17 protein-coding genes are annotated in these 23,695 nt (G+C 67.3%); 14 read left to right on the forward strand and 3 right to left on the reverse strand.

Annotated features, from left to right (window positions below; all coding sequences use genetic code 11):
* The first annotated feature begins 183 nt into the window (after positions 1 to 183).
* The 4 genes from SNAS_RS05740 to SNAS_RS05755 are packed head-to-tail and all read left to right on the forward strand — an operon-like array spanning position 184 to position 4,679.
* Positions 184 to 1,002, forward strand: coding sequence for an SCO2525 family SAM-dependent methyltransferase (locus SNAS_RS05740; protein ID WP_013016442.1), 819 nt, complete (start codon positions 184 to 186; stop codon positions 1,000 to 1,002).
* On the forward strand, positions 950 to 2,779 hold the full coding sequence (locus tag SNAS_RS05745; RefSeq protein ID WP_013016443.1) for an SCO2524 family protein: 1,830 nt from the start codon (positions 950 to 952) through the stop codon (positions 2,777 to 2,779). The genes SNAS_RS05740 and SNAS_RS05745 overlap by 53 nt, the downstream gene beginning before the upstream one ends.
* A gap of 2 nt (positions 2,780 to 2,781) precedes the next feature.
* Positions 2,782 to 3,699 (forward strand): SCO2523 family variant P-loop protein, encoded by a 918-nt coding sequence (locus SNAS_RS05750; protein ID WP_013016444.1) that lies wholly within the window; start codon positions 2,782 to 2,784, stop codon positions 3,697 to 3,699.
* Positions 3,696 to 4,679: an SCO2522 family protein gene (locus tag SNAS_RS05755; protein ID WP_013016445.1), complete on the forward strand. Its 984-nt coding sequence runs from the start codon at positions 3,696 to 3,698 to the stop codon at positions 4,677 to 4,679. The genes SNAS_RS05750 and SNAS_RS05755 overlap by 4 nt, the downstream gene beginning before the upstream one ends.
* Before the next feature lie 13 nt (positions 4,680 to 4,692).
* Here SNAS_RS05755 and SNAS_RS05760 read toward each other — a convergent pair whose 3' ends face one another.
* The 3 genes from SNAS_RS05760 to SNAS_RS05770 are packed head-to-tail and all read right to left on the reverse strand — an operon-like array spanning position 4,693 to position 7,626.
* Entirely contained in the window at positions 4,693 to 5,631 is a 939-nt protein-coding gene (locus SNAS_RS05760) for a carbohydrate kinase family protein (RefSeq protein ID WP_013016446.1), read from the reverse strand.
* 37 nt (positions 5,632 to 5,668) lie between these two features.
* Positions 5,669 to 6,667: a hypothetical protein gene (locus tag SNAS_RS05765; protein WP_013016447.1), complete on the reverse strand. Its 999-nt coding sequence runs from the start codon at positions 6,665 to 6,667 to the stop codon at positions 5,669 to 5,671.
* A gap of 17 nt (positions 6,668 to 6,684) precedes the next feature.
* Positions 6,685 to 7,626, reverse strand: coding sequence for an SCO2521 family protein (locus tag SNAS_RS05770; protein ID WP_013016448.1), 942 nt, complete (start codon positions 7,624 to 7,626; stop codon positions 6,685 to 6,687).
* A gap of 121 nt (positions 7,627 to 7,747) precedes the next feature.
* Here SNAS_RS05770 and SNAS_RS05775 point away from each other — a divergent pair, with 121 nt between their 5' ends.
* The 10 genes from SNAS_RS05775 to SNAS_RS05820 all read left to right on the forward strand — a co-directional run bounded on the left by SNAS_RS05775 (position 7,748) and on the right by SNAS_RS05820 (position 23,679).
* Complete coding sequence (locus tag SNAS_RS05775; protein ID WP_013016449.1) at positions 7,748 to 8,704, forward strand: FAD-dependent oxidoreductase; 957 nt, start codon at positions 7,748 to 7,750, stop codon at positions 8,702 to 8,704.
* A 149-nt stretch (positions 8,705 to 8,853) separates the two neighbouring features.
* Positions 8,854 to 9,924 (forward strand): MCE family protein, encoded by a 1,071-nt coding sequence (locus SNAS_RS05780; RefSeq protein ID WP_013016450.1) that lies wholly within the window; start codon positions 8,854 to 8,856, stop codon positions 9,922 to 9,924.
* Positions 9,924 to 10,964 carry an MCE family protein gene (locus tag SNAS_RS05785; protein WP_013016451.1) on the forward strand — a complete coding sequence of 347 codons (1,041 nt, stop codon included), beginning with the start codon at positions 9,924 to 9,926 and terminating at the stop codon, positions 10,962 to 10,964. Before SNAS_RS05780 ends, SNAS_RS05785 begins: the two co-directional genes overlap by 1 nt.
* Positions 10,964 to 12,073 carry an MCE family protein gene (locus tag SNAS_RS05790; RefSeq protein ID WP_013016452.1) on the forward strand — a complete coding sequence of 370 codons (1,110 nt, stop codon included), beginning with the start codon at positions 10,964 to 10,966 and terminating at the stop codon, positions 12,071 to 12,073. The genes SNAS_RS05785 and SNAS_RS05790 overlap by 1 nt, the downstream gene beginning before the upstream one ends.
* On the forward strand, positions 12,070 to 13,203 hold the full coding sequence (locus SNAS_RS05795) for an MCE family protein (RefSeq protein WP_013016453.1): 1,134 nt from the start codon (positions 12,070 to 12,072) through the stop codon (positions 13,201 to 13,203). Before SNAS_RS05790 ends, SNAS_RS05795 begins: the two co-directional genes overlap by 4 nt.
* Positions 13,200 to 14,498 (forward strand): MlaD family protein, encoded by a 1,299-nt coding sequence (locus tag SNAS_RS05800; protein ID WP_013016454.1) that lies wholly within the window; start codon positions 13,200 to 13,202, stop codon positions 14,496 to 14,498. The genes SNAS_RS05795 and SNAS_RS05800 overlap by 4 nt, the downstream gene beginning before the upstream one ends.
* On the forward strand, positions 14,495 to 15,088 hold the full coding sequence (locus SNAS_RS05805; protein WP_013016455.1) for a hypothetical protein: 594 nt from the start codon (positions 14,495 to 14,497) through the stop codon (positions 15,086 to 15,088). Before SNAS_RS05800 ends, SNAS_RS05805 begins: the two co-directional genes overlap by 4 nt.
* On the forward strand, positions 15,085 to 15,855 hold the full coding sequence (locus SNAS_RS05810; protein WP_013016456.1) for a hypothetical protein: 771 nt from the start codon (positions 15,085 to 15,087) through the stop codon (positions 15,853 to 15,855). Before SNAS_RS05805 ends, SNAS_RS05810 begins: the two co-directional genes overlap by 4 nt.
* A 416-nt stretch (positions 15,856 to 16,271) precedes the next feature.
* A complete protein-coding gene (gene rpoB, locus SNAS_RS05815) occupies positions 16,272 to 19,700 on the forward strand; it encodes a DNA-directed RNA polymerase subunit beta (protein WP_013016457.1) in 3,429 nt (1,142 codons plus the stop codon).
* Between the two features lie 97 nt (positions 19,701 to 19,797).
* A complete protein-coding gene (locus tag SNAS_RS05820; protein WP_013016458.1) occupies positions 19,798 to 23,679 on the forward strand; it encodes a DNA-directed RNA polymerase subunit beta' in 3,882 nt (1,293 codons plus the stop codon).
* Positions 23,680 to 23,695: the final 16 nt, after the last annotated feature.

Consider the following 23,695-nt stretch of genomic DNA (forward strand, 5'->3'; position numbering starts at 1 on the left):
TAGTAAAAAATGAGACTTTGTCCTATTCCTGATAGCCGTCAGAAGTTCACGCCGATTGAATGGCAGGGACACCAAGCCGTATCGTCGTGGCTATCTGGTTCGTTCACCACGTTGACGGGCTGAAGCGGCAGCGGTCGGCCCCACGTCTGACCACGGACCAACCGCCGACCTTGGAGCGAAGATATGTCGGGTTCTACATCTCAACGGGCCCTGAATGACGCGTACGAGTGGGACCGGTTCAACCCGGAGTCGTACCAGCAGCACAACTACCGGGATCTGCGCAGTGACGACCGCGAGATCCTCGAGATCATCAGGGACCACTTCACCGCGACCGCACCGGACGCACCGGTCACCGGAATCGACGTGGGCGCCGGGCCGAACCTGTACCCGACCCTGTCCATGCTGCCGTTCTGCGACGACATCGAGCTCTACGAATACTCGAACTCCAATGTGGAGTGGTTGCGGGAGCAGATCAAGGCGTACGACCACTCCTGGGACAAGTTCTGGGGGGTGCTGGAGCAGAGCCCCGAGTACTCGAAGATCACCGACCCCCGGCAGCGGCTGGCGTCGATCGCGCGGGTGACGCAGGGCAGCATCTTCGACCTGCCGCGACGCCGCTGGGGCATGGGGACCATGTTCTTCGTCGCCGAGTCGCTGACCCAGGACATGGACGAGTTCCGACTCGCGGTCGCGAAGTTCGCCGGTGCCCTGCTGCCAGGGGCTCCGTTCGCGGCGGCCTTCATGAAGGAGTCACACGGGTACCGTGTGGACGACACGGCCTTTCCGGCGGTTGCGATCAACAGTTCGCATGTGGCACAGTGTTTCCAGGGCATCACTTCCGAGGTGCTGACCACTGAGGTTACTTTCGAACATCCGCTGCGGGACGGCTATGACGGCATGATCGTCGCAACCGGACTGATCTCGGCGGCGAGTGATTTATGGCGGGACGATGAAGATTCAGCCCAGACAGCAACTGCTCGATGTTTGGCGCGCTCTCGTTAACAACTCCTTCAGAGACGGGGAATGGCACTGGGCCGGCGGGAAGGAACCCGACTCGGTCATCAACGCGCAGCAGATGCTGTGCCTCATGTCCCCGGTCATGGAGATCAACACGCTGCGCTTCAGCCGTCCCAACGAGACCTACGACGACGTGGCCCAGTCGCTGCGCGGGCTCGGCGACGCGGTCGAGGCGCCCCGGACGCTGATCCAGATCCTGACCGAGTACTACGAGATGCACCAGGTCGACGGGATCCCGCTGTTCAACGGCGCCAACCACTTCACCCGCTACGAGGGGGACAAACCGCCGGAGGACGCGCGTCGGCTCGACATCGTGGAGGGCTTCGCGCTGTCGGTCACGCTGTCCCTGTCGGTCATCGACTTCGCCCGGTCGTTCCGGGTGATGCTCACCCGCGAGTCGCTCATCGACGACGCGACCAACCTGGAACGACTGGCCAGCCAGCGGCTGACGGCCGCCATGACCGGACTGCTGCGCAGCTTCACGGTCAACACCTTTGACTACGACTCGCTGCCCGGCGAGATCATGCTGGCCACCGCCAACCAGACCTCCGAATCGCCCGGCAAGGCGCTGGACCGGCTGCGCGCCGACCTCCAGGACGTCACCGCCGGTCTGCGCGACCTGCGACTGGGATCCGGTGACCCGGGCGAGTTGTCGGCGTCGACCCGGCTCTACGAGGTCGGCTGGTCCTGGGGCGTCATCAAGGGCGCGCCGAAGATCGAGTTCCTGCCCAATCCCGAGACACAGCGCGACGGCGTCGCCCTGGACGCGCCCTACCTGTACTTCACGGTCGTCGCCCTGGACGCGGTCTCGGACCTGTTCAGCGAGCGCACCCGGCTGCTGGCCCTTTTGGACGAAGAGCAACAGCGGCTGGCGCAGGCGATCCAGCTGCGCTACGACCTGACCCAGCGGTACTGGTCCATTCTGGCCACGTTCAGCCAGGGCCGGTGGCCGCTGGAGGACCTGCCCTGGCGCACCACCGACGGCGAGGCCGAGGACTACTTCAGTCTCCTGATCACCTCGATCTCGATCCGCGAGTTCGACGCCCGCAACGTGCCCGACCGGGACGTGTGGCGCCTGGGCGAGGTCCTGCGGGAACTGTCCAACCGGGGCCGGATCACCCGGCGTCCGCTGCGCGAGGACCCGGCGATCCCGATGCACGCGGTCGGCATGGACACCGAACTGTCGGGCATCGAGTCCACCGGTTCGGATCTGCTGGGCTGGAAGATGCTGGACTACGCGGCGCTGGTGTTCAAGCGCATCGTCGGTCTGACCCGGCTGCTGGAGGACAACCAGCTGCGGGCCCGGATGTCCAGTCTCATCGACGACGTCTGGGAGCACATCCGGGGACGGCAGAGCGAGGAACCGGCGGCTCGGGGGCTGTGGGACGCGCCGTCCAATGTGTTCGACGGCGTCAAGGACCGGCCGGACCCGACCTGGCAGATCACCCTGCGTGTGGTGGAGGGACTGGTCTACGCCTCCGACCTGGCCTCGGCCGAGCCACTGCGCAGCGAGCGGCTGATCAGTTTCGCCGACGAGCTGCTGTCCGAGGCGAAACAGCTGTACGACAAGGAGTTGCAGCGCGGCGGTGTCCGGATGGCGAAGCCGATCCAGGAGGCACTGCGCGAGGCCGACGCCCGCCTGGTGCGGGCCCAGCGGATCATCGAGTCGCGGCCGGGAAGTTCGGTGGCGATCCTGCTGGAGACGCTGCGGGACCTGGACAAACTGGACGCGGCCCGACGCGGCAGTGACTGGAGCGACTGACGATGCTGGTATTCGCCACCTCCGACAAGGGCGGTACCGGCCGCTCGGTGACCAGCTGCAACCTGGCCTATCGCAGCGCGCTGCGCGGCAAGAACGTCTGCTATGTGGACTATGACTTCGGTTCGCCGACGGCCGGGGCGGTCTTCGGCATCGAGGTCGTCGCGCGCGGTACCGACGCCGGTGGTCTGCACGAATACCTGCTGGGGCACACCCCCGACCCGCATCGCGTCAACGTGTGGGACAAGTCCGAACGCAACAGCATCCGCCGTCGCCCCGACACCTCCGGCGACCTGGTGCTGATGCCCGGCGACCGGGGTGGCGGCGAGTTCGCCTCCTCGCCGGAGATCGTGGAGCGTTGCACCGATCTGTTCCTGCGCCTGGAGGAGCAGTTCGACATCTCCATCGTGGACCTGTCCGCCGGACGGTCCTACGCCGCCGAGATCGTGCTGGGCGCGCTGGCCGCCCCCGACATGGAGGGCGTGGTGGCCCGCTGGCTGATCCACCACCGATGGACCCGGCAGCACATCCTGGCCGCCGCCGGACTGCTGGACGGCGAACGCGGCATCCTGGACATCGGTGTCCAGTTGGGACACGACAAGCGGAGGCTGCGGGAGTCGGTGCGCTACGTGCGCACCGCCGTCGTCGACCCGGACGCCGACGACCTGGCCGGGCTGCGGGCCCCGCAGGTGGCCTGGCTGCACGACTGCAACGACAGCCTCAACAAGCTCGCCAGCCGGGAGGCCATCGGGCGCGCCAACACCCTCGGCGACGTGCCACTGGACCCGGTACTGCAGTGGCGCGAGCAGATCCTCACCGAGTCCGACACCCACACCCGCGAGATCGCCAACGTCGCGACGGTGCGGGCCTTCGAGGACCTCGCCGACCGGCTCACCGACGACGTCGCCTGGGAGGCGCTGTGACCGGCGAGGAGCCGGACCACGCGGAGGCCGAGTTCCTGGAGGAGACCGCGGCGTCGCGTGTCGAGTCGGTGCCGTTGTCGCACCTGTCGATCGAACTGGGTCACCTGTACAGCGAGGACTACGAGGCCGACGACGACTCCCTGGTGGAGTTCTTCCGCCAGATCGGCGGCTGGGTGCGCGCGGCCGAGACCCGCGCCGCCGAGTTCACCGGCACCCGGCCCCGCGTCAGCACCTGCTTCATGGTCGACGACTACTTCGGACACTTCGGCGGGCCGCGCGAGGTGGTGCCGCGCATCGAGAAGCTGGCACACCGTGCCGGGGTGCGCATCGACTACCTGGCCCGCGAGTCGGCCTGCGCCGCCCACGGCGAGGTGCGACCGGCCCGGCTGGTGGAGGCCCGCATCGTCGCCGAACCCATCCCCGGCGACAACGGCAACCGGCCCCCGACCTCGGTCAGCGGCTGGCTGTCCAACGGCGAACGCTCCGGCGAACGCCACACCCCCGGCACCGGTTACGCCATGGGCCACCGCACCGACTGGCAGCCGCCCAAGGAGACCGCGGCCAACCGGCACTCGGTGTTCGTCGACGTGGAACTGTGGAGCGAGGAGGCCGACGAACGGGTCTGGTCCTGCGCCTACCTGGCCTCGGTCTGGCAGCTGCTGCGGCTGGGACTGTTGCGCGACAACGGCGACGCCGTCGGTGTCCCGGCCGCCCGCCCCGAGGCGCTGCCCTCGTCCTGGGACGAGATGCCCGCGGTGACCCGGCTGGAGGAGGGCGCCGACCCCTTCAACGCCTACCGGACACTATCTATCATGGACAGCCGGTTCCTGCGGGTCGAGGACGCCGTGCGGGTGATCCTGAACCAGATCGCGGTGGAGTCCGAGGTCGACGCCGAGGTGCTGCGGCGCGCGAAGGCCGAACGGATGCGGCTGCCCTCCGAGCCGGTCGACCGGCTCGAGTACGTCTTCACCGGCCGCTGAGATCGCCAGAGCCTCAGTGCCCCGGTCCCAGTTGGCCGATCCACGGCGGATCCGCGCCGGGGACCTCACAGCAGCGGGCCGCGACCAGGGCGGCCAGTTCCAGCGCGTCGGTGAGGGTCGCCAGGTCGAGCCGGTCGAGCCGTCCGCCGTGGTGCCCCCGCACCGTCAGCCGGTGCAGCAGTCCGGCGGTGAAGGCGTCACCGGCGCCGATGGTGTCGGCGACGTGGACGCGGCGGGCCGCCACCTTGACCCATTCGCCGTCCAATGAGGCCACCGCTCCATGGGCGCCGCGGGTGATGACGATGAGGCGGCAGCCGAGGGTGTGCCAGCGTTCGCACAGCCGGCGCGCGTCGGTGTCGGGGTGGGTGAAGTCGAGGTCGTCCTGACTGAGTTTGAGGATGTCGGCCAGGCTGGCCCAGGCGTCCAGGCCGCGCCGATACCGTTCGGCCGAGGCGATCGCGGGACGCACGTTGGGGTCGATGGAGACGGTGGCGCGCGGCCGGGCCTTGCGCAGTGTCGCCGTGATGGCCTCGGCGCCCGGCGACAGCACCAGCGCCAGGGATCCGGTGTGGACGACCGACGAGGTGGCCGCGGCGGCCAGTTCGTCCTCGTTCCACTGCCAGTCGGCGGTGCCGTCGATGTAGAAGTCGTAGGCCGCGCCGCCGCTGTCGTCGATCGCGGCGATGGCCAGCGTCGCCTCCCGCCGCTCGGTCACCGAACCCGACAGGTCCACCATGGATTTCTCCAGGTGGGTGCGCAGCAGCTGCCCCAGGACGCCGCCCGACAACCGGCCGAAGAACCGGGTCGGGCTGCCCAGCCGGGCCAGCGCCACCGCGGTGTTGGCGGGTCCGCCGCCGGGGCGCACCTCCAGTCGCAGCGCCCCGTCGGTGGCGCTCGGTTCCGCCACGGCGTCGGCCACCGCCTCGCCGATGACGGCGATCGATTTCGTCACCCCTACGTTTTAGCAGCGACGGCGACCCGATTCCCGGTCAGTCCCGGTCCGGCGGCATGTCGGCCGGTTTCTCGGCCTGGTCCCACAGCAGGGTGAAGAAGTTCGCGGCGTCCTTGACCGCGGTCTCGTTGACGGTGATCTTGGTGGTCAGGGTCCGGGGGGTGTCCTTGGGGTCGCGGCGCGCGGCGGCGGTGGTCTCGTAGACCAGCTGGTCGTCGAAGACGATGAAGTCGTGCAGTTTGGACGCCGCGGTGCCCCGGATCCGCTCCGGGTGCAGCACCCGCACCTCGATGCCCAGGTCGCGTTGCGGGATCACGATTCCCGACAGCAGCGACTTCGAGGAGTCGTCGGGCAGGTCGGACACGAAGATGCGCTGCACCCGCACCTTCCGCTCCAGGATCGCCATCTCCTGTAGGTCGAGGTAGCGGATTCCCAGATCGGAGCGCCACAGGCCGCCGTCGACGAAGTTGTGCCCACCGGCGTCCACAGTAGCCAGGCTGATGGCCTTGATCGACTCGCGCGACTTGTCGGCGAGGGTGAGCAGCCAGTCGCGGTCCTCGCCCTGGTAGGCGGCGGTCTTCTGGTACCGCAGCTCCCGCATGAAGGCCCCCAGCCGCACCATCTCGGCCTTGGCCAGCGACGCGGCCAGTTCCGGGTGGTTGGCGTCCACCTCGATGGCGTCGCGCACCAGGCCGTCGGCGTTGTCGACCGGCAGCCGCGACTTGGCCAGCAACTGCACCAGGTGGGCCCCGTGCCCGAGGTCGTCGATGTTGCTGTTGAGTTTCAGCTCGACGTTGTCCAGATGCGAGTCCATCGTCTCGCCGAGGTTCGTCATCCGCGAGTCGACGTCGTACAGGAACTGCGCCACGAAGATCACCCCGGCCATGAACACCGAGGTCATGATCGCCATGGGTTTGTTGTCGCCGAGCAGTTCCTCGGTGATGAAGTAGGTCAGCGCACCGACGACGAGCGACGCCACGATCTTTATCGTCAGCCGACGGGAGGAAGGGGATTTGGGATCGGTCGTACTGGCCACGAGAGTCCTCGCAATCTCTATGGGGGCGCGTGCATCGCCGAAGTGACCGCGGCGACGGTGAACTGATCGCGGATGCGCTGCACGAGGTTCTCCCACTGCCGGGTGAAGCCGGGGTTCTTCTCGAGCGCGGGCCACACCCCGCGCAGCGAGGGCTCCACCCGCACCGACGGCATCCACAGTGGCAGCAGGTGGTCGATGGTGGGGAAGAGCCGGGCGATCACCTCGGGGCGGTCGCGGCTGCCGATCCCGGTGCGGTCCAGGATCTCCGACAGGGTCGTCACCAGCCAGTCGTGGACGGCGATGTCCTCGCACAGGGTCGCCAGCGCGCGCGGGGCGGTCTCGCGGGAGCGCAGGATCAGGATGCGCTGCGGCGAGTCCTTGATGGTGAACGAGACGGTGGCGGTGTCGTCCGGGCGGGAGGCGAACTCGCCGGGCGTGTAGGCGATCCAGCGCAGCCGGGTGCTCCGGGCCCGAAACGGGGCCCGGCGGTCGAGGCCGGGGCGGCGTCGCAGCAGGTCGAGGGTCCGCTGACTGACGGCGGCCAGGTTGAGGGCGTCGCGGGCCAGGGTTTCGGCGCCGACGTCGGTGACCATTTTCGACAGATCACACTTGCCGATCGTCTCCAGCACACCGGGCCGGGCCAGGTAGTGCGACCACGGCAGCCGGTAGGGCCGGTCGCCGCGCCGCAGTTCGGTGAAGGTGGAGCCCTGCACGATCCGGCCGCCGACGGCCACGGCGCGCCCGATGGCGGTGCCCACGGCGCGGGTCGTCCTGCCGTGCACGGGAAGTCGGCAGTCCAGTCCGGTCAGGAACTCCGGCGATCGCGCGTATGCCAACGGCCGGGCCGAAACCCGGACCCGCTCGCCCGGGGCGATGGCCAGCAGTTCGGTGGTGCCGCGGATCGAGAGCGCGTGGGAATGCTGGATGAGACCTGTGTGAATCTCTCCGTACACCACCACGTGAAACTCACGCCCTTTCGTGAGAACGCATGCCCCTCAACGTAATCGTATAGGCAACTATGCATTTATGACTGTCAAATTAGTGACACCGGCACGCAGTGCCATTGCGTAGTATGGCCTGATGACCGGACCACAGGGTTATGACGCGCTGGTGGTCGGTGCGGGAGTCTCCGGGCTGACCACCGCGGTGGTGTTGGCCGAGGCCGGACTGGCGGTCCGGGTCATGACGAGCGATCCACCACTGCGGACGGTCTCGGCGATGGCCGGAGCGAGCTGGGGACCGTTTCTGGCCGGGCACGAGGCGGTGCCGCGCTGGAGCGCGGTGAGCCGGGCGGTGTTCGTCCAGCTGGCCGCCGAGTACGGCAGCGGGGTGCACCTGTCGAGCGGGGTCGAGGCCTACCAGAACATGGACGCCGCCCCCCGCTGGGCCACCGAGGTGCCCGACTTCCGCGACTGCGAACTGGGGGAGTACCCCACCGGCTACAAGGGAGCGTGGCGGTACACCATCCCGCTGGTCGACATGCCCAGCTACCTCAGCTACCTGAGCCAGCGGCTGAGCTACTGCGGTGGCGGCATCGACGTCATCGCGCCGTTGACCTCGCTGTCGGTCCCGCTGAGCGTCGCCCCGGTCGTCGTCAACTGCACCGGCCTGGGGGCCAGGGAACTGCTCGACGACGTCGACGTGGTGCCGTGCCGGGGCCAGCTGACCGTGGTGGAGAACCCCGGCATCACCGACTTCTTCCAGGACAACATCGACGGCGACGACCTGACCTGCATCTTCCCGCACGGCGACAAGGTGGTCCTTGGCGGCACGACCGAGACCAACGTGGACGCGATGACCTACGACCCGAACCAGGAACGCCAGATCCTGGACCGCTGCGCCCGCATCGACCCCCGGCTCGCCGGGGCCCGGGTGGTGGAACGCCGTGTCGGACTGCGCCCGCAGCGCTCCCGCATCCGGGTGGAACGCGACCCCAACCTCGACGGCCTCATCCACAACTACGGCCACGGCGGTTCCGGCGTGACGCTGTCGTGGGGCTGCGCCATGGACGTCCTGAAGCTGGTCCGGCAGCGCTGACGCGCGCCGAATAGGCCGATGGACATGTCTGCGTTGTTTCTGGATTGTTACCTGGGTCGCTATTCCCCAAACGTGCGGCGGTTCGCTAACCTGCTTTGATCGGACGAATTTTATTACTCCCCAGTATTCTCGTCCACCTTGGAGGACTTGTGGCCAGACGGTCCGGCCCCACGACGTTCGGGTCGGGGCTGAAGCTTGGCGTCTTCGCGGTGATCACCTCGTTGGCGCTGGTGCTGTTGACCGACGCGCTGGGAGGTGTGAGCCTGCCCGGAGCGGCGGGATACACCGCCATGTTCGAAGACGCCACCGGCCTGCTGCCCGGTGACGAGGTGCGCATCGCCGGCGCCAAGGTCGGCGAGGTCGACGACGTCGAACTGGAGCAGGGCAACAAACCGCTGGCGAAGGTGACCTTCGACCTGGACGAGGACCGCGACATCCCCGAGAGCGTCCACGCCACCATCCGGTACCGCAACATGGTGGGACAGAGATATATAGCCCTGACCCAGGCCGCCGACGGGGAGTCGCCCAGCGCGAAGAACCTGGAACCCGGCGACGTCATCGGGGTGCGCCAGACCTCCCCGGCACTGGATCTGACGGTGCTGCTCAACGGGTTCAAGCCGCTGTTCGCGGCACTGAGCCCCGACGAGGTGAACTCGCTGTCCTACGAGATCATCCAGACGCTGCAGGGCGAGGGTTCGACGGTGGAGAGCCTGCTGTCCCACACCGCGTCCCTGACCTCCACACTGGCCGAGAACGACGAGACCATCGGCAAGGTCATCACGAACCTCAACGACATCCTGTCCACCGTCGCCGACCGCGACGAGGAGCTCGACACCTCGATCGGCCGGTTGCAGGAGTTCGTGTCCGGGCTGTCGGAGGACCGCGAGGCCCTGGGCGAGGCGGTCTCCTCGATCGGCACCCTCACCACCCAGACCAGCCAGCTGGTCACCGACGCCCGACCCGCCCTCGACGCCGACATCTCGGCGCTGGACGAGCTGTCGACGACGCTTTTGGACAACTCCGCCACCATCGAGGACGCCCTGCACGACCTGCCCAACACGTACCAGGAACTGACCACGACCGCCTCCTACGGCTCCTGGTTCAACTTCTTCCTGTGCGACTTCGACGGGGAACTGGGCGTCACCGACGAGGTCACCATCAACCCGGTCGCGATCCACTCCCCGCAGCCGCGTTGCGACGCCACGGGAGGTGGTTCCTGATGGCGGACGAGAAGAAGAAGGCCCGGCGCGCGCTGGGCCTGAAGAAGATCCGGGGCCGCAAGAAGGCCGCCAAACCCCGCAACGTCAAACGCACCGGCGCGATCACGCTGGTCATCGCGATCATGGCGGTACTGGGCGCCTTCCAGATGGACGACCTGGTGCTGCTGGCCTCCGGCAGCAGCTACACCGCGCAGCTGCGCGACGCGGCCGGGCTGACCCCCGGCACCGAGGTGCGGGTCGCCGGTGTCAAGGTCGGCAAGATAACCAGCGTCGACCTGGCCGGTCTCGGTACCCAGAAACCGCACGTCGACGTGGACTTCCGCATCGACGGCGACGTCACGATGGGGGACCGGACCGCCGCCTCGGTACGGCTCAAGACCGTCCTGGGTCAGCGCTACCTGGCCATCGAGCCCAAGGGCGACGGCGAACTGAAGAACGACACCATCCCGACCTCGCGCACCGCCACCCCGCTGGACGTCGTCGACGCCGTCAACAACCTGGCCGACACCGTCGGCGAGATCGACACCGACCAGCTGGGCACCGCGCTGGAGGTCCTGTCGGACACCTTCGCCGACACCAATGACGAAGTCGACGAATCGCTGAAGGGCATCAGCGAACTGTCCAAGACCATCTCGTCCCGCAACGAGGAACTGGGCGACCTGCTGGAGAGCGCCCGCTCGGTGACGAAGGTGCTGGCCGAACGCGACGAGGAGTTCAAGAAACTCGTCTCCGACGGCAACAAGCTGCTCGGCGAGGTCAAGAACCGCAAGGAGGCCATCCACGACCTGCTGGCCTCGACGGTCACGTTGTCGGAGGAGTTGCAGGGCCTCGTCGACGACCAGGAGAAGGACCTCGCCCCCGCGCTGACCAAACTGGACGGTGTCGTGGACCTGCTGAAGGACAACCAGGAGAACCTGGAGAAGACCCTGACCAACATGGGTCCGTTCCTCAAGGCCTTCTCCAACGTCACCTCCAACGGCCGCTGGTTCGACTCCTATATCGAGGGACTCCTCCAGCCCTACGAAGTCGAGGTGGGCTGATGCGACGCTTCATGCGCAACCCGGTGACGGTGCTGTTCGTCGTCGTCGTCCTGGCCGCCACCGCCTTCTTCACCTGGCAGGCGCTGTCCAACAACGGCCGCCACGTCACCGCCGAGTTCACCCGCGCCGTCGGCGTGTACGAGGGCTCGGACGTGCGGGTGCTGGGCGTCAAGGTCGGTGAGATCACCTCGGTGCAGCCCAAGGGGAAGATCGTCAAGGTCGGGCTGCGCATCGACGAGGACTACCCGATCCCCGACGACGCCAAGGCCATCGTGATCCCGCCCAGCATCGTCGCCGACCGCTACGTCCAGCTGGCCCCCGCCTACACCGGCGGCGCCCGGCTGGAGGGCGGCACGACACTGGGCCCCGACCGCACCGTGGTCCCGCTGGAACTCGACGAGGTCTACGAGTCGCTGGACGAGTTCGCCGGAGCCCTCGGTGAGGACGAGTCGCTGGGCGAGGCCATCGCGACCGCCAAGAAGAACCTCAAGGGCAACGGCAAGGACCTCGGCGAGACGCTCGACAACCTGGGCGAGGTCTCCGAGGTCCTCAACGAGCACTCCGACGACATCTGGGGCACCGTCGACAACCTGGCCGAGTTCACCAAGATGCTGGCCGAGTCCGACGCCGAGGTCGAGGTGTTCAACGAACAGCTCGCCGAGGTCTCCACCCAGCTGTCCGACGAACGCGGCACCCTGTCCAAGGCGCTGCGCGAGTTGTCGGTGGCGCTGGCCGACATCGGCAGGTTCGTCGACAAGAACGCCGACAAGCTCACCAAGTCGGTGGAGAAGCTGTCCGACCTGTCGGGTGTCTTCGCCCGGCAGCAGGAGTCGCTGATCAACATCCTCGACTACGCGCCGGTCGCGCTGACCAACCTCGACCTGGCCTACAACTCCCGCTCGGGAACCATGGACACCCGCGACGACCTGCTGGGCCCCTACGACCCGGCCGGGTTCCTGTGCGCGAACATCGCCACCGCGGTGGCACTGGAGGACGTCCCGGCCGCCTGCTTCGACCTGGCCGACTCGCTGGCGGAGGGCGGAGCCGAGATGCCCAAGGAGCTCAAGTCGCTGGTCGGCAAGGGCGAGTCCATCCTGGGGGACACATGAGACGCGCCAACGTCGCCAAGCTGACCGCCGTGATCGCCGCGGCGGCGCTGGCGGGCTGCTCCTCGGCACCGCTGCCCGGCGGCGAGGGCGGCGACGGCTACCAGGTGGCGATCGAGTTCGCCGACGTCACCGACCTGGTCCCGTACTCGACGGTCAAGGTCGACGACGTGACCGTCGGACAGGTCGAGGAGATCACGGTCTCCGAGAAGTGGACCGCCAAGGTCAAGATCCGCGTCAACGACGACGTCGAACTGCCCCGCAACGCGATCGCCGCACTGCGACAGACCAGCCTGCTGGGCGAGAAGTTCGTCGAACTGGCGCCGCCCACCGAGTCCAAACCGGCGGGCAGCCTCAGCGAGGGCGACTCGATCCCGTTGTCGCGCACCGACAAGGGCGCCGAGGTCGAGGAAGTGCTCGGCGCGGTGGCCCTGGTGTTGCAGGGCGGCGGCCTGGAACAGCTGCGCACCATCAACACCGAGCTGTCCGACATGATGCAGGGCCGCGAGGGCGAGATCAAGGACAGCCTCGGCGAACTCGACACCTTCATGACCAGCCTCGACGACCAGCGCGAGGACATCGTCACCGCGCTGGAGGCGCTGGAGAAGCTGTCGGGGGACCTGGCCGACCAGAAGGAGACCATCGGCGAGGCCCTGGACGCCATCGCTCCGGGCGTCACCACGCTGGCCAAGCAGAAGGGCATGATCACCGAGGCCATCACGGCGCTGGGTGAGCTCGGCGAGGTCGGCTCGGACGTGATCGAGCAGAGCGGCGACGAGACCGTCGCGATCCTGCAGGACCTGCAACCGGTGCTGGAGAACCTGGTCAAGGCCGGGGACCACTTCCCGCAGGGCCTGGAGCTGGCCGGGTCGTACCCGTTCCCGCCCAACGTCTCCGAGACCATCGAGGACGACTTCGTCAACCTGTACATCACCCTCGACGGCAGCCTGGAGAACGTCCTGGGCAACACGCTGGGGGAGAAGCCGATCAAGCAGGCCGACCCGGACAACCCCGAGTCCACCCCGGGCGGCACCGAGGGCGGCGGCATCGACCCCATCACCGGCGGCATCGACGACCTGCTCGGCGGCGGCATCACCGGCGACGAGGACGAGGACGAGGAGGAGGCACCGTGATCTCCCGGAAGCTGCGGCTCCAGATCGGCGTCTTCGCCCTGATCTCGCTGCTGGGCATCGCGTTCGTCGGGGTGCGCTACCTCGGCTGGTTCGACTCGTCCTATGTGGTCTACGTGGACGCCAAGGAGACCGGCGGCGCCTACGAGCACGCCGCCGTGGCCTACCGCGGCGTGCCGATCGGCCGGGTCGGCGAGGTCAAGCTGCACGGCAAGGGCGCCCGGATGGAACTGCGGATCGACTCCGAGACCAAGGTGCCCAAGGACGTCAAGGCCGTGGTCGCGCAGCGCTCGGCCGTCGGCGAACAGTACGTGGACCTGCGCCCCAACACCGCCGAGGGCCCGTACCTGGGCGAGGGCGACGTCGTGGACGACGTGGCCACCCCGCTGCCGATGGAGCAGCTGCTGGCGAATCTGGACGGCCTGCTGGAAAGCGTCGACCCCGACGACCTGAAGGTCGTCATCGACGAACTGGGCGCCGCCTTCGAGGGCAACGAGGAATCGCTGGACAAGATGCTCGACGCCACCCAGACCCTCATCGACGACGCCGCCGAGCACCTGCCCGAGACCGTCGACCTGCTCAAGGACGGCAAGACCGTCCTGGAGACCCAGGACGACTCGGCCTCGGCGATCCGCACCTGGGCCGACAAGCTGTCGGAACTGACCACGACGGTCAAGAAGTCGGACAAGGACATCCGCAAGCTGCTCGACGTCGGCCCCGAGGCCGCCGACGAGGTCTCCGGGCTGATCCACGACCTGGACCCGAACCTGGGCACCCTGCTGGGCAACATGATCTCGGTCAACGGCGTGGCCGTGCAGCGGCTGCCCAACATCGAGGAGGTGCTGGTCACCTACCCGATGGTGATCTCCGGCGGCTCCACCGTGACCCCCGGCGACGGCACCGCGCACTTCGGGCTGGTCCTCAACTTCGACAACCCGCCGCCGTGCGTCTACGGCGAGGGCAACGACGGCTACGAGTGCACCGCGGGCGAACAGGGCGAGGGTTCGGCCGTGCGCGGCTGGCAGCACGCCCCCGGCGCCACCGGCCCGGCCATCGAGCCGGTGCCGCTGCCCGAGAGCGGCGCGTCCAAGGACGGCGACTCCGACGACGACGGCGAGGGCACCGCGCAAGGTGGCGACGCCGATACCGAGTCGAGTCGATACGGTTACGACCCCTTGACCGGATTGTTGGTCGACAGTGACGGTATGCCGATACAGTTCGGCAGCACCGGTGGCCAGTACGAACTGGCCGGCGAGGAGTCGTGGAAATCCCTGCTGTTGACCGGAGTGATGTCTTGAAATCGAAACAAGGGAAACTGCTCGGCGCGAAGAGCACCTGGCAGGCCCTGAACGTCATCCTGCTCGTGATCACCCTGGGCGGGTTGGCCGGAGGCGTGTGGTTCGGGTTCAAATGGTTCGACGGCGCCCGGGTGGGCAGCTCCCAGACCGACCCGGTCGACGCGGCCCGCGAGGTCGTCACCAAGATCCTGACGGTGTCGCCCGGGACCGTGGACGAGAACCTGGCCGACGTCGAGGAGCTCGCGACCGGCGACTTCGCCGACGAGTGGATCGAGGGCGAGAAGACCGTCAAGAAGTCGGTGCAGGAGTCGGGCGCGACCCGCAAGCCCGACATCCTCAAGGCCGGTTACCTCAAGGGCGACTCGGACTCGGCGACCGTGATCCTGGCCGCCGACACCCGCACCACCTTCAAGAACAAGATCGACGACTCCAAGGACAAGGGCAAGAAGAAGGACGACAAGAAGAAACAGGACGGCGACAAGGACGGCGACGGCATCCCCGACCCGCGCACCGACCACTTCCGGATCAAGGTCAACATGGCCCTCGTCGACGGCACCTGGAAGATCGCGAAGATGGAGATGGCGCAATGAGCGGATACGTCCCCCGCAAACTGCGGGATCGCTCCGGCGTGACCCGCTCCAAGACCTCCCGGGAACGCGCGGTCACGGTCGAGAAGGACGAGGCGCCCAAGAAGTCGTCCAAGACCACCCCCAAGTCCGGCGCCAAGCGCCGTCCCTCACCGCGCGGCGGCTCCGCCCCGCGCCGTCCCTCGCCGAAGTCCCGCTCCTCGCTGGCCGGCTACAAGCGCGAGCCCTGGTCGATCGGTGAGTGGCGGCACATGACCAAGCTGCTGTCGCTGATCGCGCTGGCGGCGGTGCTGCTGGCGGGCGTCACCTGGGTGGGCTCGGGCAATTCGGGGCTGCAACTGGCCGGGCTGTTCGGCCGCTCCACCGGTGAGCTTGCCGACGCCAAGAAGGACGCCCGCACCGCGGCGGCGGCCATGTTCTCCTACGACTACCGCAACTTCGGCGACTCGGTGAAGAACGGTCAGGCGCACACGACCGGCTACTTCAGCGAGGAGTACGCCAAGACCACCAAGAAGCTGAAGAAGACCGTGGTCAAGGAGGAGGCGACCGTCGAGTCGGAGGTCGTGGACGTGGCGACCGTCGAGGCCGACGCGACCTGCTCGCCCAAGAAGGGCCCCAGCTACGACGGCGGCATCGAGTTCCTGGCCTTCGTCAACCAGACCACCAAGAACAAGAACATCGAGGGCTCCCGGATCGACAAGAGCCGGGTCGTGATGTGCATGGTCTACACCGAATCGGGCTGGAAGACCGCCGACGCGAAGGCGATCTGAGCCGAGGAGGCTCCGGCGTGTCGCACGCCTGTCCAGGTCGTCACCTGGCGTGATGTCCGGTTTGTGACTCCTGGTGTGCCTAGTTTCGCCGGAAGTCTTGACGATGTGACTTCCTCTCAGGCATCCTGTTTGGCAGGCGGCACAACGGATCGTCACCGGTTTTCGCGCATACCGGAAGGGTCCGACAAAAAATTCAGGGGCGGGTTGACGCAGCATGGGCCTTCGGCTACACTGCTAGTTTGCGCTGCCTTCTCGCGCCCTCTTCAGCATGACCGCAGTCTGTGACGGGGTTGTCTGTCCTCACGCAGGGCTTTAGCCTCCACTCAGATGGTATCGATCATGCGTTCGGGTGGTGAAGACCGGCGCGGGTTTCACCAAATCGGCCGTCGCAACACAGGTCCTCGGAAGGACGAATCTTGGCAGCTTCCCGCCCTGCGAAGACCAGCAACCAGAGCGCGCTCGCTCCCAACCGAATCTCGTTCGGGCGCATCACCGAACATCTTGAGGTTCCCAACCTGCTTGCCCTGCAGACCGACTCCTTCGACTGGCTGGTGGGCAACGATGCCTACCGTGCCCGTACCGAAGCGGGGGCGACCTGTGGGCTGGACGACATTCTCGAAGAGATCAGCCCGATCGAGGACTTTTCGGGAACCATGTCCCTTTCCTTCTCCAACCCTCGCTTCGACGAGGTGAAGGCTCCCATCGAGGAGTGCAAGGAGAAGGACCTCACCTACTGCGCTCCGTTGTTCGTGACCGCGGAGTTCATCAACCACAACACCGGCGAGATCAAGTCGCAGACGGTGTTCATGGGCGACTTCCCGATGATGACGCCCAAGGGCACCTTCATCATCAACGGCACCGAGCGGGTCGTCGTCTCGCAGCTGGTGCGTTCGCCGGGCGTCTACTTCGACAAGCAGCCCGACAAGACCAGTGACCGCGACCTGTCCAGCGTCAAGGTCATCCCCGGCCGGGGCGCCTGGCTGGAGTTCGACATCGACAAGCGCGAGACCGCGGGCGTGCGCATCGACCGCAAGCGCCGCCAGGCCGTCACCGTGCTGTTGAAGGCCATCGGCTGGACCAACGACCAGATCCGGGAACGCTTCGGCTGGTCCGAGATCATGATGGCCACGCTGGAGAAGGACCACGTCGGCAGCCAGGACGAGGCGCTGCTCGACATCTACCGCAAACTGCGTCCCGGCGAGCCCCCCACGAAGGAGAACGCCGAGACCCTGCTGGACAACCTGTTCTTCAACCCGAAGCGCTACGACCTGGCCAAGGTGGGGCGCTACCAGGTCAACAAGAAGTTCGGGCTGTCGACGCCGATCAGCACCGGCGTGCTCACCGAGGCCGACCTGGTCTCGATCATCGAGTACCTGTGCCGGCTGCAGAACGGCGAGGACGGTTACGACCGCGACGACATCGACCACTTCGGCAACCGGCGCATCCGCACCGTGGGCGAACTGATCCAGAACCAGGTTCGGGTCGGTCTGTCCCGTATGGAGCGTGTGGTCCGGGAGCGGATGACGACCCAGGACGTCGAGGCGATCACGCCGCAGACCCTGATCAACATCCGTCCCGTCGTGGCCGCGATCCGGGAGTTCTTCGGCACCTCGCAGCTGTCGCAGTTCATGGACCAGGTCAACCCGATCGCGGGTCTGACCCACCGCCGCCGCCTGAACGCTCTGGGCCCGGGTGGTCTGTCCCGCGACCGCGCCGCCATGGAAGTCCGAGACGTCCACCCGTCGCACTACGGCCGGATGTGTCCGATCGAGACGCCGGAAGGCCCGAACATCGGCCTCATCGGCGCCCTGGCGGCATTCGCCCGGGTCAACCCCTTCGGTTTCATCGAGACCCCGTACCGCAGGATCGACAACGGCCGGGTCACCGACGACGTGAAGTACCTGACCGCTGACGAGGAGGACCGCTGCGTCATCGCGCAGGCGAACACGAAGCTCAACGATGACGGCACCTTCGCCGAGGAGCGGATCCTGGTGCGTCGCAAGGGCGGCGAGATGGAACTCGTCGGGCACGACGCCGTCGACTACATGGACGTCTCGCCGCGCCAGATGACCTCCGTGGCCACCGCCATGGTGCCGTTCCTGGAGCACGACGACGCCAACCGCGCCCTGATGGGCGCCAACATGCAGCGTCAGGCCGTCCCGCTGATCAAGACCCAGTCGCCGTTCGTCGGCACCGGCATGGAGTACCGTGCCGCCGTCGACGCCGGTGACGTGGTGGTCAACGAGGTCGCCGGTGTCGCCGAGGACGTGTGCGCCGACTACATCACCGTGCACCAGGACGACGGCTTCCGCCGCACCTACCTGCTGCACAAGTTCCACCGCTCCAACGCGGGCACCTGCGTCAACCAGATCCCCGTCATCAACGAGGGCGACCGGGTCGAGGCCGGACAGGTCATGGCCGACGGGCCGTGCACCGACAAGGGCGAGATGGCGCTGGGCAAGAACCTGCTGGTGGCGTTCATGCCGTGGGAGGGCCAGAACTACGAGGACGCGATCATCCTGTCCTCGCGGCTGGTCCAGGAGGACGTCCTGACGTCCATCCACATCGACGAGCACGAGGTCGACGCCCGCGACACCAAGCTGGGTCCGGAGGAGATCACCCGGGAGATCCCGAACGTCTCCGAGGAGATGCTGTCCGACCTCGACGAGCGCGGCATCATCCGCATCGGCGCCGAGGTCCGCGACGGCGACATCCTGGTCGGCAAGGTCACCCCCAAGGGTGAGACCGAGCTGACCCCGGAGGAGCGGCTGCTGCGCGCCATCTTCGGTGAGAAGGCCCGCGAGGTCCGCGACACCTCCCTGAAGGTGCCGCACGGCGAGAGCGGAACCGTCATCGGTGTGCGCACCTTCAGCCGCGACGACGGCGACGAACTGTCGCCCGGCGTCAACGAGCTGGTGCGGGTGTACATCGCCCAGAAGCGCAAGATCTCCGACGGTGACAAGCTGGCCGGTCGTCACGGCAACAAGGGCGTGATCTCCAAGATCGTGCCCGCCGAGGACATGCCGTTCCTGCCGGACGGCACCCCCGTCGACGTCGTCCTCAACCCGCTGGGTGTGCCCGGCCGAATGAACATCGGTCAGGTACTGGAACTGCACCTGGGCTGGATCGCCAAGTCCGGGTGGCAGCTGGCGGGCGACGCCGAGGGCTGGCAGAAATCACTGAAGGCCATCGGCGCCGAGGAGGCTCCGCCGGACTCGACGGTGGCCACCCCGGTGTTCGACGGCGTCCACCTCGAAGAGATCACCGGGCTGCTGGAGTCGGCCCGTCCCAACCGGGACGGCGACCGCATGGTCGGCACCGACGGCAAGGCCAAGCTGTTCGACGGCCGCACCGGCGAGCCGTTCCCGGGCCCGATCTCGGTGGGCTACATGTACATCCTGAAACTGAACCACCTGGTCGACGACAAGATCCACGCCCGTTCGACCGGCCCGTACTCGATGATCACCCAGCAGCCGCTCGGTGGTAAGGCGCAGTTCGGTGGACAGCGGTTCGGCGAGATGGAGTGCTGGGCCATGCAGGCCTACGGCGCGTCCTACGCGTTGCAGGAGTTGCTGACCATCAAGTCCGACGACATCCTCGGCCGCGTCAAGGTGTACGAAGCCGTCGTCAAGGGCGAGAACATTCCCGAGCCGGGGATCCCGGAGTCGTTCAAGGTGCTGCTCAAGGAACTGCAGTCGCTGTGCCTCAACGTGGAGGTGCTGTCGAGTGACGGTACCGCCGTCGAGCTGCGCGACAGTGACGACGAGGTGTTCCGCGCCGCCGAAGAACTCGGCATCGACCTGTCCCGGCACGAGCCGAGCAGCGTCGATCTCGAAGGAGCGTAAGGCACGGCTCCCGCGGTTTCACCGCTGCGGGAGCCCACATCCACAAAGGCATCAATGGGAATCCCTACATCGAGTTCACTGCAAGGGGAAAAGTTAAGTGCTTGACGTCAACTTCTTCGACGAACTGCGCATCGGCCTGGCGACCGCCGAGGACATCCGCCAGTGGTCCCACGGCGAGGTCAAGAAGCCCGAGACCATCAACTACCGGACCCTGAAGCCGGAAAAGGACGGCCTGTTCTGCGAGAAGATCTTCGGGCCGACCCGCGACTGGGAGTGCTACTGCGGCAAGTACAAGCGCATCCGGTTCAAGGGCATCATCTGTGAGCGCTGCGGCGTCGAGGTGACCCGTTCCAAGGTGCGTCGTGAGCGCATGGGCCACATCGAGCTGGCCGCCGCGGTCACCCACATCTGGTACTTCAAGGGCGTTCCCTCCCGGCTGGGCTACCTGCTGGACATCGCGCCCAAGGACCTCGAGAAGATCATCTACTTCGCCGCCTACGTGATCACGTCGGTGGACTCCGAGGCCCGGCACCGCGACCTGGCGACCCTGGAGAACGAGATCGCCGCCGAGAAGCGGCAGATGGAGAACGGCCGCGACGCCGAAGTCGAGAAGCGCGCCGCCAAGCTGGAGGCCGACCTGGCCGAGCTGGAGGCCGAAGGCGCCAAGGCCGACGTCCGCCGCAAGGTCAAGGACGGCGGCGAGCGCGAGATGCGCCAGATCCGTGACAAGGCGCAGCGTGAGATCGACCGCCTGGAAGAGGTCATCGACACCTTCCGCAAGCTGGAGCCCAAGCAGCTCATCGGTGACGAGATGCTGTTCCGCGAGCTGCACGACCGGTTCGGGGAGTACTTCACCGGTTCCATGGGCGCCGAGGCCGTCAAGGAACTGCTGGCCAACCTCGACCTCACCGCCGAGCTGGAGAACCTGCGCGACATCATCGCCAACGGCAAGGGTCAGAAGAAGATCCGCGCCCTGAAGCGACTGAAGGTCGTGGCCCCGTTCGCGACCAGCGGCTCCAACCCGATGGGCATGGTCCTGGACTGCGTCCCGGTGATCCCGCCGGAGCTGCGCCCGATGGTGCAGCTGGACGGTGGCCGCTTCGCCACCTCCGACCTCAACGACCTGTACCGCCGGGTCATCAACCGCAACAACCGGCTCAAGCGACTGATCGACCTGGGCGCGCCCGAGATCATCGTCGCCAACGAGAAGCGGATGCTGCAGGAGTCGGTGGACGCCCTGTTCGACAACGGCCGTCGCGGCCGCCCGGTCACCGGACCGGGTAACCGCCCGCTGAAGTCGCTGTCCGACATGCTGAAGGGCAAGCAGGGCCGGTTCCGTCAGAACCTGCTGGGCAAGCGCGTCGACTACTCCGGCCGTTCGGTCATCGTGGTCGGCCCGCAGCTGAAGCTGCACCAGTGCGGCCTGCCCAAGCAGATGGCGCTGGAGCTGTTCAAGCCCTTCGTCATGAAGCGGCTGGTCGACCTCAACCACGCCCAGAACATCAAGTCCGCCAAGCGGATGGTGGAGCGGGCCCGCCCCGCGGTGTGGGACGTCCTGGAAGAGGTCATCACCGAGCACCCGGTGCTGCTGAACCGCGCGCCGACCCTGCACCGGCTGGGCATCCAGGCCTTCGAACCGCAACTGGTCGAGGGCAAGGCCATCCAGATCCACCCGCTGGTGTGCACCGCGTTCAACGCCGACTTCGACGGTGACCAGATGGCGGTCCACGTGCCGCTGTCCACCGAGTCGCAGGCCGAGGCGCGGATCCTGATGCTGTCGGCCAACAACATCCTCAAGCCGTCCGACGGCCGTCCGGTCACCATGCCCACGCAGGACATGATCATCGGTCTGTACCACCTGACCCACCGTCGCGAGGGACTGCCGGGCGAAGGCCGGGCGTTCTCCTCGGTGTCGGAGGCGATGATGGCCTACGACCGCGGCGAACTGCACCTGCAGGCGCCGGTGGCGATCCGGGTCGAGGGCGTTCCGTCCATCGACACCGGCAACGGCCCCGAGCCGGTCGAGGACGCCGAGTCGACCGCCGCGCTCACCGTGCAGACGACCCTGGGACGGGTCATCTTCAACGAGGCGCTGCCGACCGACTACCGCTTCGTCAACTACGAGGTCCGCAAGGGCCAGCTGTCGGAGATCGTCAACGACCTGGCCGAGCGCTACACCAAGGTGCAGCTGGGCGCGTCCCTGGACGCGTTGAAGGCGGCCGGTTTCCACTGGGCCACCTGGTCGGGCATCACGATCGGCTACGCCGACGTCGTCGGGCCCAAGGCCAAGGCGGCCATCCTGGAGCGGCACGAGAAGGACGCCGACCGGATCGAGAAGCAGTACCAGCGCGGTCTGATGACCGCCGAGGAACGCCGCGGCGAGCTGATCGAGATCTGGACCAAGGCGACCAACGAGATCGCCAAGGAGATGGACACCGACCTGCCGCAGGAGAACCCGCTGTGGCAGATGATCAACTCCGGCGCGCGAGGCAACATGCTGCAGCTGCGGCAGATCGCCGCGATCCGTGGCCTGGTGGCCAACCCGAAGGGTGAGATCATCCCGCGCCCCATCAAGTCCTCCTACCGCGAGGGCCTGACGGTGCTGGAGTACTTCATCTCCACCCACGGTTCCCGAAAGGGTCTGGCCGACACGGCGCTGCGTACCGCGGACTCCGGTTACCTGACCCGTCGTCTGGTGGACGTCTCGCAGGACGTCATCGTCCGCGAGGAGGACTGCGAGACCGAACGCGCCGTTCGGATCCCGCTGGCCACCGAGGTGGACGGGCAGTGGGTCGCGCACGAGAACGCCGAGACCTCGGTGTACGCGCGCACGCTGGCCGAGGACCTCAAGGACGCCAAGGGCAAGCTGCTGGCGGCCGAGGGCGTCGACCTGACCCAGCCGATCGTCGACATCCTGGTGGCGGCCGGTGTCAAGGAGGTGCGGGTCCGCAGCGTCCTGACCTGTGAGTCGCAGCTGGGCGTCTGTGCCGCCTGCTACGGCCGCTCGATGCCGACCGGTCAGAAGGTCGACATGGGCGAGGCCGTCGGCATCATCGCGGCCCAGTCCATCGGTGAGCCCGGTACCCAGCTGACGATGCGTACCTTCCACACCGGTGGTGTGGCCGGGGACGACATCACGCAGGGTCTGCCGCGTGTCCAGGAGATCTTCGAAGCGCGTATCCCCAAGGGGAAGGCGCCGATCGCCGAGGCGGCCGGCACCGTGCGCATCGAGGACGCCGACAAGTCCCGCAAGATCATCATCACGCCGGACGACGGCACCGACGAGATCGTGCTGGACAAGCTGTCCCGCCGGACCCGGCTGCGGGCCCACGACGGCGACCACATCGGCGTCGGCGAGAAGCTCACCGAGGGCACCATCGACCCGCACGAGCTGTTGCGGGTGCTGGGTCCGCGTCAGGTGCAGTCGCACCTGGTGGACCAGGTGCAGGACGTGTACCGCTCGCAGGGCGTGCTCATCCACGACAAGCACATCGAGATCATCGTCCGCCAGATGCTCAAGCGGGTCACGATCATCGACTCGGGCACGACGGAGTTCCTGCCCGGCTCGCTGGTCGACCGGGTGGTCTTCGAGGGCGAGAACCGTCGCATCGTGGCCGAGGGCGGCGAGCCGGCCTCCGGCCGTCCGCAGCTGATGGGTATCACCAAGGCGTCGCTGGCCACCGACTCGTGGCTGAGCGCGGCCTCCTTCCAGGAGACCACCAAGGTGCTGACCGACGCGGCGATCAACGCCAAGTCGGACTCCCTCATCGGTCTGAAGGAGAACGTCATCATCGGAAAGCTCATCCCGGCGGGTACCGGCATCAGCAAGTACCGCAACGTCCGGGTCGAGCCCACCGAGGAGGCGAAGTCCCGCGTGTACTCCATGGGTGGCTACGAGGACCCGGTGCCCGCGTTCGGCTTCGGCGCCCCGTCGTCCAACGCCGTCCCGCTGGACGACTTCGACATCGGACAGTTCTAGGAGCCTGATCAGCCCA

The sequence above is a fragment of the Stackebrandtia nassauensis DSM 44728 genome (genome assembly GCF_000024545.1).
GTDB lineage: Bacteria > Actinomycetota > Actinomycetes > Mycobacteriales > Micromonosporaceae > Stackebrandtia > Stackebrandtia nassauensis.

What these genes read in the sequence shown, in the direction of transcription:
- SNAS_RS05790 (WP_013016452.1), top strand. Translation starts at nt 10,964, where the DNA reads ATGCGACGCTTCATGCGCAACCCGGTGACGGTGCTGTTCGTCGTCGTC.
- SNAS_RS05750 (WP_013016444.1), top strand. Translation starts at nt 2,782, where the DNA reads ATGCTGGTATTCGCCACCTCCGACAAGGGCGGTACCGGCCGCTCGGTG.
- SNAS_RS05785 (WP_013016451.1), top strand. Translation starts at nt 9,924, where the DNA reads ATGGCGGACGAGAAGAAGAAGGCCCGGCGCGCGCTGGGCCTGAAGAAG.
- SNAS_RS05775 (WP_013016449.1), top strand. Translation starts at nt 7,748, where the DNA reads ATGACCGGACCACAGGGTTATGACGCGCTGGTGGTCGGTGCGGGAGTC.
- SNAS_RS05740 (WP_013016442.1), top strand. Translation starts at nt 184, where the DNA reads ATGTCGGGTTCTACATCTCAACGGGCCCTGAATGACGCGTACGAGTGG.
- SNAS_RS05745 (WP_013016443.1), top strand. Translation starts at nt 950, where the DNA reads ATGAAGATTCAGCCCAGACAGCAACTGCTCGATGTTTGGCGCGCTCTC.
- SNAS_RS05810 (WP_013016456.1), top strand. Translation starts at nt 15,085, where the DNA reads ATGAGCGGATACGTCCCCCGCAAACTGCGGGATCGCTCCGGCGTGACC.
- SNAS_RS05795 (WP_013016453.1), top strand. Translation starts at nt 12,070, where the DNA reads ATGAGACGCGCCAACGTCGCCAAGCTGACCGCCGTGATCGCCGCGGCG.